The following is a 15,670-nucleotide window of genomic DNA, read 5'->3' on the forward strand; positions in this document are numbered from 1 at the left end:
CCTGGACCAAACCCGTGACCTCTGCCAGCCCCGTTGCCCCCGACCACCCTGCCCAGACCGCGCGGATCGCGCATTACCCGGTCACCTTCTTTGCCATCGGCATGGGGATGATGGGCCTGACCCTGGCCATCCGTTCGGCCGAGCGCGCCTTCGCCCTGCCTGCGCAGGTCTCGGTCTGGGCGCTGGCGCTGTCGGCCTTCCTGCTGGCCGCCGTCGCCCTGGGCTATGCCGCCAAGGCGCTGGCTCATCCCGCCGAGGTGAGGGCCGAATGGAACCACCCGGTGCGCATCGCCTTCTTTCCGGCCATTTCCATTTCGCTCCTCCTGCTGGCGGCAGCCCTCATGGAACCCATGCCGGCACTTGCCCATGGAGTCTGGCTGGTCGGAACAGTGTTGCAAGGCCTGCTGGCCCTGTCGGTCATCAGCGCCTGGATCGGGCACCGATCCTTCCAGCAGGGGCAGCTCACCCCGGCCTGGTTCATCCCGGCGGTCGGCAACGTGATCGTGCCGCTGGCGGGCGCGCGGCTGGGCTATACCGAGATCTCGTGGCTGTTCTTTTCCGGCGGGCTGATCTTCTGGATCGTCCTCCTGACACTGGTGATGAACCGGCTGATGTTCCACGACCCCCTGCCGGGCAAGATGCTGCCGACGCTGATGATCCTGGTGGCCCCGCCCGCCGTGGCCTTCACGGCATGGCTTCGGCTGTCGGGCGAGGTCGGCCCCTTCGGCCATTTCCTTCTGTCGGTGGCCTATGTCTTTGCCCTGCTCGTGGCAACGCAGGTGGCCAAGTTCCGCACCATGCCCTTTGCGCTGTCGTGGTGGGCACTGTCCTTTCCGCTGGCGGCGCTGACCATCGCCAGCTTCGGCTTTGCCGAGGCGGCAAGCTCGGCCGCCCACAGGGCGATCGGCGCGGGCCTCCTGGCCCTCCTGCTGGCGGTCGTTGCGGTGCTGATCCTGCGCACCGCCCTGGCGATCCGCGCCGGCACGATCTGCGTGCCGGAGTGACCCGCTTCAGCGCCGGTTCCTGCGCCGGTCCTGCAAGACCTGCCCTGGGAAACCTGCGCGACACCGTTACCCCACCAGGTCCCGCCCCGACAGCCTGGTCTTTGGCGGGCCGGGGCAGGCCCCGCCAGCCCCTTTACCAGTCGCTCGATTGTGGCCCGGGCAGGGCGCCACAGTGCTTGCTTTCGTTCTCTTGCCTTGACGAACGGATCATGTCCGAATACCTGTCCCAGACAACGCGGGCGTTGTGTAATGGTAAGACCTTAGCCTTCCAAGCTAAAGACGCGGGTTCGATTCCCGCCGCCCGCTCCATCCTTCCTCCCGACCCCCGCCTTCGCGCTTTGCGCGCCAGTTTAGGGTCAACCCCTGCTCCGTCCCGGTCCGGTTGCCTTCGACGGACGGTCCGGTGTCCGTCGTATCAGTCGCGAAAGGCAGGTCGGCTGCGAAGCCTGACCTACGCGGTCTTGGGTGGTTCCGCTTCGGGGAAGGTGACCACTCCGGTCGTGCAGTGAAGCGACCGGCCGGGGAAGACCGCGCGGTATTTCGCGATGAAGGCCTCGCGCGCCTGCTCGAACGTTGCGTCCTTGGTGCCGCCGCCATGATGACGCAGGTGGAAGTCGATCACATGGGCGGACCCGCCCAGAAGCTCGGCTTGCAGGCAAAGGTCGGCGCCATAGAAATGGAACCCCCGCAGGTCGTAAGAGCCGATGACCGGCCGCGTCCTGCGCATCAGGATGAAGCATTCGTCCAGCGTTTCCACCCGCCCCGGGACCTCGCCCATCTGCCGGTCCTCACCCCAGGGGTCCGAGATGCGCATCCGCAGAAAGCGGCGGTGGTGCTTCTGGGGACGGTAGCGCCCGCCCGCCACCCCGGCCAGAAGCCAGTCGGGCTGCCTCCCGTCAAGGTCGTCCAGCGCGGCAAGAAGATCGGTGTATCCGGCATCCAGAAGCTCGATGTCGTCGTGACAGAAGACGACAAACCGCCCCCGCGCCTCGGCCAGAAGGGCCTTCTGCCAGCCATAACCGTCAAAGCGATTGAAGGCGCGGTTGTCGGCGGCAAGGAACTCGCTGTTTTCCGCCGTGAAGCCACCGCGCAGGAACGAGGCAAGAAGACGGTCGTACTTCTCCTGGCTGCGGACCAGCGCGCAGATGCTGAAATCGGGCCCGTCACGGCTGTCCGGTGTCACGAACCGGGGGGTGAGTGCCATGACCCTCTCACCCCTGCGCGGCGTCACAGATTCTCGGCCTGCGGCATGCCCAGGACGTGGTAGCCGCCGTCGACATGGATGATCTCGCCCGTGGTGCAGGCGCCGTAGTCCGAGCAGAGCCAGACGGCGGTGCCACCGATCGCCTCAAGCGTGGCGTTTGATCTTAGCGGGGTATTGTCCTCGGTATGGCGGTATGTCGCCCGAGCCCCGCCGATGGCCGATCCGGCAAGGGTTTTCATCGGACCGGGGGAAATGGCGTTCACGCGGATCTTCTGCGGCCCAAGATCGTTGGCCAGATAGCGCGTGGCCGACTCCAGCGCCGCCTTGGCCACGCCCATCACGTTATAGTTCGGCACCACCCGGTTCGAGCCCTGGAAGGTCAGCGTGATGAGCGTGCCGCCGTTCGGCATCAGGCTTTCGGCGCGGCGGGCAACATCGATGAAGCTGAAGCAAGAGATGTTCAGCGAATTCAGGAAGTTGCCTTTGGTCGTGTTGATGAAGCGGCCGGTCAGTTCGGTCTTGTCGGAAAAGGCGATGGCGTGAATGACAAAGTCGAGTGAGCCCCAGCGCTGGCCGATGGCGGCGAAGAGGGCATCAAGGCTGGCCTCGTTCGTCACATCGACGTCGATCAGGAAATCCGAGCCCACGCTTGCAGCCAGCGGTTCGACGCGTTTGCCGAACGCCTCGCCCTGATAGCTGAAGGCAAGACTTGCGCCCTCTGCCGCCAGCGCCGAGGCGATGCCCCAGGCGATGGAGCGTTCGTTTGCCACCCCCATCACCAGCCCGCGCTTGCCCTTCATCAGATCGGCCATGCTGTGGCTCCTCAGGAGAGATATTTCGACATGACGAGTGTGGCATTGGTGCCGCCGAAGCCGAAGCTGTTGGATAGCACCGAGTCCAGCTGAACGTTGTCGCGCATCGTGGTGACGATTTCCGCCGGGTCCAGTGCGGGGTCCAGCGTTTCGACATTGGCCGAGGCCGCGATGAAGTTGCCGTTCAGCATGATGAGCGAAAAGATCGCCTCCCACACGCCAGCGCCGCCAAGACAGTGGCCGGTCAGCGATTTCGTGGACGCGATGGGTGGGGTCTGGCCTTTGCCGAAGACGCGGCGGATCGCCTCGACCTCGGTCACGTCGCCGACCTGAGTCGAGGTTCCGTGGCTGTTGATATAGTCGATGCGGCGGTCTTTCGGCAGCGTGGAAAGGGCAAGCCGCATCGCCCGTTCGCCGCCCTCGCCACTGGGGGCGACCATGTCGTAGCCGTCCGAGGTGGCACCGTAGCCGGTGACCTCGGCATAGATCTTCGCGCCGCGGGCTTTCGCGTGTTCCAGCTCTTCCAGCACCACGATGCCGCCGCCGCCTGCGATGACAAAGCCGTCGCGGTTGGCGTCATAGGTGCGCGAGGCGCGCTCGGGCGTGTCGTTGTATTTGGACGACATCGCCCCCATCGCGTCGAAGAGGCAGGAGAGCGTCCAGTCCAGCTCCTCGCCCCCGCCGGCAAAGACGATGTCCTGCTTGCCCATCTGGATCAGTTCGGTCCCGTTGCCGATGCAATGCGCGGATGTCGAGCAGGCCGAAGTGATGGAATAGTTCACGCCCTTGATCCTGAACGGAGTGGCGAGGCAGGCGGACACGGTCGAGGACATGCCCTTGGTCACGCCGAAGGGACCGATGCGTTTCGGCGCGCCGGTTTCGCGCACGATGTTGTGCGCCTTGAAGAAGGATTTGGTCGAGGGCCCGCCCGAGCCGACGATGATCCCGGTCCGTTCGTTCGAGATGTCGGATTCCGACAGGCCGCTGTCCTTCACCGCCTGGTCCATCGCGATGAAGGTATAGGCAGCCCCATCGCCCATGAAGCGAAGGTCGCGCTTGTCGATGTGGTCTTCCAGCACGATGTTCGGCTGGCCGTGGACGCGGCAGCGGAAGCCGTGCTCGGCATAGTCGGGGGCGAAGACGATGCCGGACTTGCCGGCGCGCAAGGACGCCTCGACCTCGGCGGCGGAATTGCCGATGGAGGATACGATCCCGATCCCGGTGATGACGACGCGGCGCATGGGGCCTCCCTTGGTGACTTATGGCCTGTTTAGGGCAGAGGGGGGGAGGGGGCAAGGTGGTTGGGTCAGCTCGAAGCCCGGGCCGCCGCAATCGCCGCGACAAGCTCGGCTTCCTTCCGGTCGGCCATGGCAGTGCGGCCGAAGGTCAGGCTGACGGCGATCAGGTACCAGCGGAAGAACCAAGCTGCCACGATGAACATGACCACGAACGCAAGGATCGCGTGGATCACATAGACCAAGATCCCAAGCACGGCGCCCGTCGGGCCTCCAAATGCGACCAGCCCTTGGCTGAGAAGGAACAGCATGAGGCTGGGCAGGCCAGCCAGCAGAAAGAACCAGAATCCAACAGCAAAGAGGATCGGGAAGATGGCCAGGGGCCCCATGCTTCGTGCGGCATTCAGCGCGCGCAGTTCACTCCTGTATCGGCGAAGTGTGATCTTCTGCCACCACGGCAAGAGTTCGGCCTTCATCCATAGCCAGGACAGGACCGTGCTCACGCCGCGCTCAGCGCGACCTTCATGTCCTTGACGAGGTAGATCACCTCGCCATCCGCCTCGACGCGCCCGTCGGCCACGCCCATGGTCAGGCGGCGGGTCTGCACCGCCTTGGTGAAATCGACGTAGTAGGTCAGCCGCTTGCGGTCCGGGCGGACCATGCCGGTCAGCTTGACCTCGCCCACGCCAAGCGCATAGCCGCGCCCCTGCCAGCCGCGCCAGCCGAGGTTGAAGCCGGTCAGCTGCCAGAGCCCGTCAAGGCCCAGACAGCCGGGCATGATCGGGTTGCCGGGGAAGTGACACTCGAAGAACCACAGGTCCGGGGTGATGTCGAACTCGGCCACCACATGGCCCTTGCCGTGTTCGCCCCGGTCTTCCGAGATGTCGGTGATCCGGTCCATCATCAGCATCGGCGGGGCGGGAAGCTGGGCATTGCCGGGGCCGAAAAGCTCGCCCCGCGAACAGGCCAGAAGTGCTTCCTTGTCGAAACTGGTCGGATACGACGCCATCCGTGGTGGTCCCTCGTTTGCCCCTTCACCCTCCCTAGCATTCGCGGGCGAAGACTGGCAAGTCTGGCCGGACTTGATGGAGAGCGGGCATGACGGCGTTGCAGCGGTTCATCATGGCCAGCGGGATGACGAACCTGGCGGACGGGATCGCGGTGGTGGCCTGGGGGTGGATCGCCTCGCTTCTGACGCGGGACGCGCTGCTGGTTGCGCTGCTGCCAGTGGCGCTGCGCACCCCTTGGGCGCTGCTGGCATTGCCTGCGGGGCTGGTCACCGACCGGGTCGACCGCCGGCAGCTGATCCTGGGGATGGATGCGCTGCGGGCGCTGGCCTTCCTCGGCGCGGCGCTGGCCTTGTGGCTGGCCCTGCCGCTTGCCCCGGCGCCTTCTACGGGCGTCTCGTCCCCGGGTCTCTATGTGGCGCTGATGCTGGCGGCGCTGGTCGTCGGCGGGGCCGAGGTCTTTCGCGACAATGCCGCGCAGACCGTGCTGCCCGCGCTGGTCCCGCCTGAGAGACTGGAGCGGGCGAACGGCCAGCTCTGGAGCGTGGAGCTTCTGACCAACGCGCTGATCGGCCCGGCGCTGGGGGCGTATCTGATCGGGCTGTGGCTGCCCCTGGCCTTCGGGGTGAACGCGGCGGCATACGGGCTGGCGATGCTGCTGGTGGCGGGGCTGGCCGGGCCGTTCAAGGCCGTGCGGACGGACCGGCGCGGCTGGAGGGCCGAGATCGGCGAGGGGATCGCCTTCCTGCGCGGCGTGCCGCTGCTGAAGACCCTGGCCTGGACCACGGGGTTCTGGAACCTGTTCCACCAGATGATCGTGATCGGCGTCGTGCTGCATGCGCAGGAAAACCTGGGACTTTCGGCGCAGGCCTATGGGCTTACACTGGCGGGGGGTGCGGTCGGGGGCATTGCCGGCAGTCTCATGGGCGAAAGGATCGGGCAGGCCCTGGGGCCGACGCGGACGATGCAGTGGATGCTTCTGGCCTCCGGCCCGTGCTTCTTCGGCATGGCGCTGGCGCCGGGTGCCTGGACGCTTGGCACCTGCTTTGCGGCGATGGAGTTTTCGGGCTTTGTCTGGAACGTCGTCTCGGTCAGCACCCGGCAACGCTTGATCCCGGACGCATTGCTTGGCCGGGTGAACAGCGTCTACCGGCTTCTGACCTGGGGCATGATGCCGGTAGGACTGGTCCTGTCGGGGGTGGTGGTGTCGCTGGGAGAGTTGGTTGCGTCGCGCGGGACGGCGCTTGCGCTGCCATTCTGGGCGGCGGGACTGGGGTCCGTGGTGGTCACGATCCTTGTCTGGAGGGCTATCGCACGCGGATTTGTCGGGATTTCCCGGTAATCCGGTCGATTCCGCATTGAAACGGTCGGGATTGAGGCCCTATATCGGACACAGGATGTAGCGAGGCGGCCATTGACCGGCACGGAACGCAGCGTGGAATGGTTGAGGGCGGGGGGCTTGCGTCCCACGCGCCAACGGCTTGCGCTGGCGGAACTTCTGGTCGGCGACGGGATGAACCGGCATGTGACGGCGGAAAGCCTTTATGCGCTGTCCGCTGACGCGGGCGAAAAGGTCAGCCTGGCCACCGTCTACAACACGCTGCGCGCCTTCTGCGAGGCGGGCTTGATGAACGAGGTCGTGGTGGATGGCTCGAAGTCCTATTTCGACACCCGCACTGACGATCACCCGCATTTCTACTGGGAAGACACCCACGCGCTGACCGATGCCCCGGCCGAAGAGCTGGAGATCGCGTCGCTGCCGCAGGTGCCCGAGGGCATGACCGTGTCCCGCGTCGATGTGGTGATCCGCCTGCGCCGCGCCGAGGAGGGCGCAGCATAAAAAGGGCGGGGTTGCCCCCGCCCGCACTGGTCACGAAACCTGTCGGCTCACTTCGGAACCAGCACCGTGTCGATGACGTGGATCACGCCGTTCGACTGGTCCACATCGGCGATGGTGATCGTGCCGATGTTGCGCGATTCCGACTAGACCATCGCCTTGTCGCCCTTGAACTTCACCGACAGCGCGTCGCCCGACAGGGTGCGCAGATTGGCAAAGCCGTCCTTGCCGACCTTGCGGCGCAGATCGGCCAGCTTCAGGTCTCCGGCCACGACATGGGCGGTCAGGACCTTGGTCAGCATCGCCTTGTTCTCGGGCTTGAGCAGCGTCTCCACCGTGCCGGCAGGCAGGGCGGCGAAGGCGTCGTTCACGGGCGCGAAGACAGTGAAGGGGCCGGGGCCCATCAGCGCGTCGACCAGGCCTGCGGCCTTCACGGCGGCAACCAGCGTGGTGTGATCCTTCGAGTTCACGGCATTTTCGACGATGTTCTTCGTCTCGAACATCGGGGCGCCGCCCACATCGGGATTGGCGGCGAAAGCAGAGGCGGCAAAGGCAGACAGCGCGACGGCGCCAAGAAGCGATTTCAGCGACATGGGACACTCCATTCCAGGACCAGCCGGATCATCCAGCTGTCACATCCCAAGGAACGGAGGCGTCAGAGCAGAAGTTTCGGCAAGCCGATCACGGATGCGTGAAGGGTCAGAACCATTGCCCCGGCTCCATCAGGCCAAGGTCCATCAGCTGCTGGCTGTGCCACTCGAACTTGACAGAGTTCGGCCAGCGGAAGCTGTGGATCGCATGGCGCGAGCCGGGATTGGTCCGCAGCGCCTTGGCGGTGCGAAAGGAACAGACCGCTGCGGTCAGGTTGTTGTGCCAGCGGCAGGAATGGGTGTTCATCTCTTCGTCAGAGAGTGTGAAGTCCGGCAGAAGCCTCAGCCCCGGCCTGGCGCGGAACAGCGAGATCCGGTCGATCCGGCGCCGCGCATAGGGGATATGTTCCTCGAACCGCCAACGAAGGCCGCCATAGAAATCCAGCTGGCGTTCCTTGGGCTGCCATTCGTTCGCCGGGTCCTTGCGAGCCAGCGCGTAATAGCCCGAGCGGTCAAGCCAGGCATCGTCCAGCGCCACCGCGTCGGGGTGCAAGGCCAGGTCCCCGGCATAAAGGTCGATGACATAGGTCAGCATCGCCTGCCGCCGTTCCTCGGCATGAAAGGCAAGCATCTCGCCCACGCTGCGCGTCTCGCAGAACGGGTAGAACAGGTATTCGGCGTTGTGGCAGTAGTGAATCCACGTCCCCGGAACGCGCGCGATCGTCGCGTTCACCGCCGAGACCAGCGCCCCTTCCCTGTAGACGTCGTACTGAACGACATGGACCGTGTTCTCGTGCCCGGGCAGGGCCCGCAGCGCTTCGGGGGCCAGAAGGATGACGTCACGAAAGCCGCGGGCCAGATGATGCGCGATGGTCGATGCGACCTCGACCCCGTCCTCGGCCAGGATCAGCGACAGCGGCCCCTTGCCAAAACCGGGGGGGGGTCGTTCCAGAAAGGCATCGAGGCTGGGGTAACGCATGACGGGTCCATTGGTGGCGGCCCAAAGTCTGCGATCCGGCGGGCCGACGCAAGAGAGGTTCGGGGACGGGCGGCGGGTCGCCTGAACGCGGCGGTTGAGGCGGGGCCGGGGTTGCGATAGAAGCCCGACAGTTCCGAGGGCCCCGCCGATGACCGACGCGAAGAAGCTATTCGTCAAGACCTATGGCTGTCAGATGAACGTCTACGACAGCGAGCGCATGGCGGAAGCCCTGGGTGCGAAGGGCTATGTCACGACCGACACGGTCGAAGACGCCGACATGGTGCTGCTGAACACCTGCCACATCCGGGAAAAGGCGTCGGAAAAGCTCTACTCCGACCTGGGCCGGCTGCGCGCGCTGAAACTGGCCAGGCCGGGGCTGAAGGTGGGCGTCGCGGGCTGCGTGGCCCAGGCCGAGGGCGAGGAAATCCTGCGCCGGTCGCCGGTCGTGGATCTGGTCGTCGGCCCGCAGGCCTATCACCGCCTGCCCGCGATGGTCGAGGCCGAAGGGCGCGTGGTGGACACGGATTTCCCCGTCGAGGACAAGTTCACCCATCTGCCCGAACGCAGGTCCTTGCGCGGACCCACGGCCTTCCTGACCGTGCAGGAAGGCTGCGACAAGTTCTGCGCCTTCTGCGTGGTGCCCTATACGCGCGGGGCGGAAATCAGCCGTCCGGTGGCGCGGCTTCTGGACGAAGCCCGGGGTCTGGTGGCGCAAGGCGCGCGCGAGATCACGCTCTTGGGCCAGAACGTCAACGCCTATCACGGCGCGGGGCCGGACGGCATCTGGGGCCTCGCGCGTCTGGTGCGCGAGTTGGCCGGGATCGCCGGGCTGGAGCGCATCCGCTATACCACCAGCCATCCGAACGACATGGACGACGACCTGATCGCCGCCCATGGCGAGGTGGCGCAGCTGATGCCCTATCTGCATCTGCCGGTGCAGTCCGGCTCGGACCGGATCCTGAAGGCGATGAACCGCAAGCACACGGCGGAACAGTATCTGCGTCTGGTGGAACGCATCCGGGCGGCGCGGCCCGACATTCTTCTGTCCTCGGATTTCATCGTGGGTTTCCCGGGCGAGACGGATGCCGATTTCCAGGCCACGCTCGACCTGATCCGCGCCGTGGGCTTCGGCGCGGCGTTCAGCTTCAGGTATTCCGCCCGTCCCGGCACTCCGGCTGCCGAAAAATCCGCGGTTGCGGCCGAGATCGCGGACGCGCGGCTGCAGGAGTTGCAGGCGCTCATCACCGCCCAGCAACAGGCTGCACAACAGGCGATGGTCGGCCGCGAGGTCGAGGTCCTGTACGAGAAACCCGGCCGGCTGCCCGATCAGATGGTCGGGAAATCGGGTCACCTTCATGCCGTGCACATCCTGGACCCTGACGGAAGGGTCGGAAACCTGGTGCGCGCGCGCGTTTCAGCCTCGGCACCCAACTCACTGGCGGCAAACCTGATTTCCCGGATCGCTTGACCGGATCGAACCTTTCCACAATGGCAAGAAAGCCGCAGGTGGGCGCGGCGATCGGCGGAATTTCCGGTCTTTTCCGACGAACACCTTCTCACTGTCGGCTTTCCTCGGCATGATCGCGCGACCGCCGGGTCGCTGACTCGGCCAATGCTGCTGCGAGGGAGTGGGGGATGAGACGGGAAAGCATGCTTCGGCAGGCGCTTTCGGTTATGGCCGCGGGACTGTGCCTGATGTCCGCGCCCATGGCCTTGGCGCAGGACGAGGCCGTGACCGGCAAGATCGAATGGGGACTCTGGATCGATGCGGACGGTTGCCAGCACTGGTGGGCCGATGGCGGAACCGAAGGCTACATGGTGCCGCGCCGCGATCCGAAAACCGGCAAGCCGGTCTGTCTGAAGCAGGTCAGCTGCCTGACCGAAAGCACCGATGCCTATTTTGCCACCGCCAGCGCCACGCTGACCGCAGCCGGCCGGGCGAAGCTGGAGACCTATTTCCGCCAGACCGGGGCCTTTTCCTACACCATCGCCGGGCATACCGACAGCCGCGGCTCCGAGGACTACAACCAGGGCCTCAGCGAGGCACGGGCGGCCTCGGTGGCCGCAGTTGCACAGTCGGTCGGCGCCGTGGTGGACAGCGTGGTGGGCTATGGCGAAAGCAAGCCCGCCGCGTCGAACGCCACCGCCAAGGGCATGGCGAAGAACCGGCGCGTCGAAATTCTCTGCAAGAAGGGCTGACGATCATGACGCTTGCAGGAAAATCCGAACGGCTGCGGTCCGGTGCGGTTGCGCGCGCGGGTCTGGTGTTGGGGCTCGGCACGCTTCTGTCGGGCTGTGGCGGGTTCTTCGAAGGGGTCGAGGGCACGCAGCCCTATTCCGGCCCGGATTCGGTGATCGCCACGGCCGAAGACTACGGCCACGACAAGGTGGCGCTGAAGGATGGCGAGGCCGCCATCGCCTATGATCCCGATGGCTGTCAGGTCTGGATCATCGACGACGGGATCGAGGGCTATTCCAGCCCCCGCTTCGATCCCAGGACCGGCCTGCCGGTCTGCGATGGCAAGTATCCGCCCGGCACCGTCATCGGCGTCTACGAGACCAGCGATGCGGGCATTCCCGACCGCGTCTCGGGGCCGGCATCGGGACATATCCGCCAGTAAGGCGAAAGGGACTTCGGATCGTTGCAGGGGCCTCGGCGTTGCCGGGGCCCCTTTCTTGGGCTGCTCTGCCGCGTTTGTCATGAAATCGGCATGTTCTCCCACAACAGTTAGTGTCGGCAGCGAGTTTCGCTTGCCAGATCGCGTATCCGGTAGCAGACTTTTCGATGTGGTCCTGTTGGAAGGAGACCCCTTTGGGCATCAGCGCGCTGTCCCCCCCGTCCGCCGAGGATATCGTGGAGACTGTCCTCGAATTTCCCGACAACCGATTGCTGATCGACCTCTGCGGCGAATTCGACCGCAATCTCGCGCAGATCGAGCACCAGATGGGGGTTCACATCCTGCGGCGCGGCAACCGGCTGGCGGTGGTGGGCGACAAGGTCGCGCGAGAGCCGGCGGCGGCAGTGCTGCGCTCGCTCTATGCCCGGCTGGAATCGGGGCGCAACGTGGCGGCGGGCGACATCGACGGTGCGATGCGGATGGGCCGTCCCGTGGATGCCGAAAGCGCCGAACAGATCGAGCTTTTCTCGACCGGGATGGAACTGCGGACCCGCAAGAAGCCGATCGAACCCAGAACCGAGGCGCAAAAGGCCTATGTGGCCAATCTGTTCCAGCACGAACTGGGCTTCGGCATTGGCCCCGCCGGGACGGGCAAGACCTATCTGGCCGTGGCCGTGGGCGTCACGATGTTCATCAGCGGGGCGGTGGAAAAGATCATCCTGTCCCGCCCGGCGGTGGAGGCGGGCGAACGGCTGGGCTTCCTGCCCGGCGACATGAAGGAAAAGGTCGATCCCTACATGCAGCCGCTCTACGACGCGCTGAACGATTTCCTGCCGTCGAAACAGGTGGAAAAACTGCTGCAGGAAAAGCGGATCGAGATCGCGCCTCTGGCCTTCATGCGGGGCCGGACGCTGTCGAATGCCTTCATCGTGCTGGACGAGGCGCAGAATGCGACCTCGATGCAGATGAAGATGTTCCTGACCCGCCTGGGCGAGGGCAGCCGCATGGTCATCACCGGCGACCGGACCCAGGTCGACCTGCCGCGCGGTACCGCCTCGGGCCTGGCCGAGGCCGAGCGGATCCTGAAGGGCCTCCGCGGGGTCAGTTTCAACTACTTCACCTCGAAGGACGTGGTGCGTCATCCGCTGGTCGGTCGCATCATCGAGGCCTACGAGGCCGACGAAGCGCAGGGGTAAGGACGGTTTTCGAATCGAGCGCTGACGCGCGAGGCTCTTGTCTCGTCGTCGGCCTTCGCCTCCTCCTCGGGATGGGGGCTTCACCCCCAAACCCCCAGAGTATTTGGAAAAGGGCAAAGATCTCTTGCCCTTTTCCCGAATACTCCTGCCGGAAGCACGACGTTTGGGTGGCGCAGGCCTCCGAGAAGACAAATGGTCTTCGCGCGTCAGCGGTCGATTTGACGGGCGGGCGGGTTCGGACTAGAGGCTGCGCATGGATCTGGTCGAGACAGTGATCGAGGACGCGCGCTGGGAGACGTTCGGGCTGGCGGCTCTGGCCGAACGCGCCGGACGTGCGGCTCTGGCGGGGCTGGGCCTGTCGGGGACAGGCTTTGCGATCAGCGTGCTGGGCTGCGACGATGCCCGGATCGCGGCGTTGAACGCCGACTTCCGGGACAAGCCGGTGCCGACCAATGTGCTCAGCTGGCCCTCGGAGGATCGCGCCGCCGCGCAGATCGGTGCGGCGCCGGACCTGCCCGAGCCGGGCGATGCCGAGGACCCGGTCGAACTGGGCGACATCGCCATTGCCTGGGAGACCTGCACCCGCGAGGCGGAAGCGCAGGGCAAGCCGATGGCCGACCATGTCACTCATCTTCTGGTGCACGGCATCCTGCATCTTCTGGGCTACGACCATGTCGAGGATGTGGATGCGGCGCTGATGGAGGCGCTGGAAGTGCGCATACTTGCAAGCCTTGGGGTTTCTGACCCATATTGGGAGTCGCACCCGCTGGACGGGTGATGCACGGACAAAGGACCGATGGGCAGTAGCACCGACGGGTCTCCCGCAGCGCAGGGCGCGCTGAACGAGACCGATGATCCCGCCTCAGACCACGGCCAACGCGGCTTTCTGGGTCGGCTCTTTTCTGCCTTCAGCCACTCGGGCGATGCCGTCGCCCCCAGCACCTCGCCGGGTGCGGCAAGCGGGCCGCAGGGTCTGCACGCGCTGCGGCGGATGCGGGTGGACGATGTGGCGATCCCCAAGGCCGAGATCGTGGCGGTGCCGCTGGACATCGGCAAGGACGACCTGGTCGAGACCTTCCGCGAACATGGCTTCAGCCGCTTGCCGGTCTACAAGGGCACGCTGGACCATCCGCAGGGTCTGGTCCTGTTGAAGGACCTCGCGCTTCAGCATGGGTTCGGCGCCTCGGGCCGGTTCAACCTCAAGCGCCTGCTGCGCCCGATCCTTTACGCGCCGCCGTCGATGCCCACGGGGGTCCTGTTGCAGAAGATGCAGAAGGACCGCGTCCACATGGCCTTGGTCATCGACGAATACGGCGGGGTCGACGGCCTTGTCACCATCGAGGACCTGATCGAAACCGTGATCGGCGAGATCGAGGACGAGCATGACGAGGACGAGGGCGCGCTGTGGAAGGAAGAGAAGCCCGGCGTGATCCTGGCGCAGTCGACAGCCCCGCTGGAAGAACTCGAGGCGGCGTTGGGCCTGGCCCTGCGCACCGGCGAGGAGGACGAGGAGATCGACACGCTGGGCGGGCTGGTGTTCCTGCGTTCGGGCCGGGTTCCGGCGCGCGGCGAGGTGATCGATCACGAAAGCGGCGTCCAGTTCGAGATCGTCGATGCCGATCCGCGCCGGATCAAGCGTCTGCGGGTGCGGATGCCTGCCGCGGCAGCGGAGTGAGCGGTGCCTGAGATCCGGCTGGTTGCAAAGCGCCGCCTGGGGCTGGCCTTCGCCCTTGGCGCGGTCGCGGCTCTGGGGCAGGCACCGCTGGGCTTCTGGTGGGCCACGCTGCCGGCTCTGGCGGGGCTGACCTGGCTCCTGCAGCAAGAGACGGATGGGCGCGGGGCGTTTCTGGCCGGGCTGTTCGCGGGGGCTGGTCACTTTGGTGTGGCGCTGAACTGGATTGTCGAGCCCTTCCTGATCGACATCGCCCGCCATGGCTGGATGGCGCCTTTCGCGGTGGTGCTGCTGTCCTTCGGTCTTGGCCTCTTCTGGGCCGGGGCGGCGGTTCTGGCGCGTCTCTTTGCCCATCCGGTCCTTGGCTTTGTCGTGGCCTTCACCGCGCTTGAAGCCCTGCGCGGGGTGATCTTCACCGGCTTTCCCTGGGCGATGGTCGGTCACATCTGGATCGGCACGCCGCTGGACCAGTTGGCCGCACTGGGCGGGGCCTCGGTCTTGTCTCTGCTGACCGTGCTGGCCGCTGCCCTGCCGATCCTCTGGCGCTGGCGCGGAGCGGCGGGGTCGGCTGCCATACTCGCCGCCGCGCTGGTCTTTGGCCTGTGGCGTCTGTCGCAGCCGCTGCCTGCGGCGGGGGACCTGACCCTGCGCCTGGTGCAGCCCAATGCCGAGCAGTCGGCGAAATGGGAGGCCGCGCGCGCGCAGGATTTCCTGGACCGCCTTCTGGCGCTGACCGCCAGGGACACCCCCGCCGATCTGACGATCTGGCCAGAGACGGCCGTGCCCTACATGCTGGAATATGCCCCCGAGGTGGCCGACATGGTGGTTGCAGCCTCGAACGGGCGCCCTGTTGCGGTCGGCATCCAGCGCGAAGAGGGCCAGCGGTTCTACAACTCGCTGCGCGTGCTGGAGGGCGAGGGGGAGGAGACCGCGCGCTATGACAAGGCGCATCTGGTGCCGTTCGGCGAGTATATTCCCTTCGGTGATCTGGCCTACCGGTGGTTCGGCCTGCGCGCCTTTGCGGCCCAGGCGGGCAACACCTATTCTGCCGGTCCGGGGCCGCAGGTGCTGGATCTCGGGCGGTTCGGCAAGGTGCTGCCGTTGATCTGCTACGAGGCGATCTTCCCGCGCGACGTGAACGCGATGCCGGAACGCGCCGACTGGATGTTGCAGATCACCAATGACGCCTGGTTCGGCACGCTGACCGGCCCGTTTCAGCATTTCGCCCAGGCGCGCCTGCGGGCGGTAGAGCAGGGCCTGCCGCTGATAAGGGTGGCGAACACCGGGGTCACGGCGGTGGTCGATGCGCATGGGCGGGTGGTCAAGGCGCTGCCCTTCGGCGAGATGGCCGCGCTGGACACGACGATCCCCGGTGCCCTGCCGCCGACGCCCTACAGCCGCTGGGGCGATGGTCCTTTGGCCTTGTTGCTGGCGGGCCTCGGGCTTGGTGCAATGGCGCGGCGGCGACGTGCAGCCCATTGACGGCCCACGCCCGCCCGTCTAGTCAGGCGCGACC

Annotated in this window: 16 protein-coding genes, 1 tRNA gene and 1 pseudogene; 11 read left to right on the forward strand and 7 right to left on the reverse strand. The window is 66.0% G+C overall.

The features are described 5' to 3' along the window. Window positions 1-14: 14 nt before the first annotated feature. Together D5084_RS08600 and D5084_RS08605 are read left to right on the forward strand one after the other, a co-directional pair. The gene (locus tag D5084_RS08600) at window positions 15-1,004 is read left to right on the forward strand and encodes an SLAC1 anion channel family protein (RefSeq protein ID WP_238382578.1); all 990 of its coding nucleotides are present in this window, start codon (window positions 15-17) and stop codon (window positions 1,002-1,004) included. A 235-nt stretch (window positions 1,005-1,239) separates the two neighbouring features. Next, window positions 1,240-1,313, forward strand: a tRNA-Gly gene (locus tag D5084_RS08605). A gap of 142 nt (window positions 1,314-1,455) precedes the next feature. Here the strand turns inward: D5084_RS08605 and D5084_RS08610 are convergent. From D5084_RS08610 to fabA, 5 genes are all read right to left on the reverse strand, one after another. Beyond that, window positions 1,456-2,208: a hypothetical protein gene (locus D5084_RS08610; RefSeq protein WP_128515119.1), complete on the reverse strand. Its 753-nt coding sequence runs from the start codon at window positions 2,206-2,208 to the stop codon at window positions 1,456-1,458. A gap of 23 nt (window positions 2,209-2,231) precedes the next feature. Continuing rightward, a complete protein-coding gene (locus tag D5084_RS08615) occupies window positions 2,232-3,020 on the reverse strand; it encodes an enoyl-ACP reductase FabI (RefSeq protein WP_128515120.1) in 789 nt (262 codons plus the stop codon). Between the two features lie 11 nt (window positions 3,021-3,031). After that, window positions 3,032-4,261, reverse strand: coding sequence for a beta-ketoacyl-ACP synthase I (gene fabB / locus D5084_RS08620; RefSeq protein ID WP_128515121.1), 1,230 nt, complete (start codon window positions 4,259-4,261; stop codon window positions 3,032-3,034). A 65-nt stretch (window positions 4,262-4,326) separates the two neighbouring features. Further along, complete coding sequence (locus tag D5084_RS08625) at window positions 4,327-4,758, reverse strand: hypothetical protein (RefSeq protein WP_128515122.1); 432 nt, start codon at window positions 4,756-4,758, stop codon at window positions 4,327-4,329. Then, window positions 4,755-5,264, reverse strand: coding sequence for a bifunctional 3-hydroxydecanoyl-ACP dehydratase/trans-2-decenoyl-ACP isomerase (fabA, locus tag D5084_RS08630; RefSeq protein ID WP_128515123.1), 510 nt, complete (start codon window positions 5,262-5,264; stop codon window positions 4,755-4,757). Before fabA ends, D5084_RS08625 begins: the two co-directional genes overlap by 4 nt. Before the next feature lie 89 nt (window positions 5,265-5,353). On the opposite strand from fabA, the gene D5084_RS08635 reads away from it, so the two are divergent. Beyond that, window positions 5,354-6,604, forward strand: coding sequence for an MFS transporter (locus tag D5084_RS08635; protein ID WP_128515124.1), 1,251 nt, complete (start codon window positions 5,354-5,356; stop codon window positions 6,602-6,604). Between the two features lie 72 nt (window positions 6,605-6,676). Continuing rightward, window positions 6,677-7,102 (forward strand): iron response transcriptional regulator IrrA, encoded by a 426-nt coding sequence (irrA, locus tag D5084_RS08640; RefSeq protein WP_128515125.1) that lies wholly within the window; start codon window positions 6,677-6,679, stop codon window positions 7,100-7,102. 47 nt (window positions 7,103-7,149) lie between these two features. On the opposite strand, the pseudogene D5084_RS08645 reads toward irrA, so the two are convergent. Together D5084_RS08645 and D5084_RS08650 are read right to left on the reverse strand one after the other, a co-directional pair. After that, window positions 7,150-7,692 (reverse strand): annotated as a pseudogene (locus tag D5084_RS08645) (fasciclin domain-containing protein). Between the two features lie 106 nt (window positions 7,693-7,798). Beyond that, window positions 7,799-8,668 carry a glycosyltransferase family protein gene (locus D5084_RS08650; protein WP_128515126.1) on the reverse strand — a complete coding sequence of 290 codons (870 nt, stop codon included), beginning with the start codon at window positions 8,666-8,668 and terminating at the stop codon, window positions 7,799-7,801. Between the two features lie 148 nt (window positions 8,669-8,816). Here D5084_RS08650 and miaB point away from each other — a divergent pair, with 148 nt between their 5' ends. From miaB to lnt, 7 genes are all read left to right on the forward strand, one after another. After that, complete coding sequence (gene miaB / locus D5084_RS08655; RefSeq protein ID WP_128515127.1) at window positions 8,817-10,136, forward strand: tRNA (N6-isopentenyl adenosine(37)-C2)-methylthiotransferase MiaB; 1,320 nt, start codon at window positions 8,817-8,819, stop codon at window positions 10,134-10,136. Between the two features lie 227 nt (window positions 10,137-10,363). Continuing rightward, window positions 10,364-10,867: an OmpA family protein gene (locus D5084_RS08660; RefSeq protein WP_238382579.1), complete on the forward strand. Its 504-nt coding sequence runs from the start codon at window positions 10,364-10,366 to the stop codon at window positions 10,865-10,867. A 5-nt stretch (window positions 10,868-10,872) separates the two neighbouring features. Beyond that, the gene (locus D5084_RS08665) at window positions 10,873-11,289 is read left to right on the forward strand and encodes a hypothetical protein (RefSeq protein ID WP_128515129.1); all 417 of its coding nucleotides are present in this window, start codon (window positions 10,873-10,875) and stop codon (window positions 11,287-11,289) included. A 191-nt stretch (window positions 11,290-11,480) separates the two neighbouring features. Then, entirely contained in the window at window positions 11,481-12,482 is a 1,002-nt protein-coding gene (locus D5084_RS08670; RefSeq protein WP_435532671.1) for a PhoH family protein, read from the forward strand. Window positions 12,483-12,735: 253 nt separating this feature from the next. After that, entirely contained in the window at window positions 12,736-13,260 is a 525-nt protein-coding gene (gene ybeY, locus D5084_RS08675) for an rRNA maturation RNase YbeY (protein ID WP_128515131.1), read from the forward strand. A gap of 18 nt (window positions 13,261-13,278) precedes the next feature. Beyond that, window positions 13,279-14,157 (forward strand): transporter associated domain-containing protein, encoded by an 879-nt coding sequence (locus tag D5084_RS08680; RefSeq protein ID WP_128515132.1) that lies wholly within the window; start codon window positions 13,279-13,281, stop codon window positions 14,155-14,157. Between the two features lie 3 nt (window positions 14,158-14,160). Beyond that, the gene (lnt, locus tag D5084_RS08685; RefSeq protein ID WP_162302406.1) at window positions 14,161-15,636 is read left to right on the forward strand and encodes an apolipoprotein N-acyltransferase; all 1,476 of its coding nucleotides are present in this window, start codon (window positions 14,161-14,163) and stop codon (window positions 15,634-15,636) included. Window positions 15,637-15,670: the final 34 nt, after the last annotated feature.

This window comes from Tabrizicola thermarum (genome assembly GCF_003574395.1).
In the GTDB taxonomy this organism is placed as follows: Bacteria; Pseudomonadota; Alphaproteobacteria; order Rhodobacterales; family Rhodobacteraceae; genus Tabrizicola; species Tabrizicola thermarum.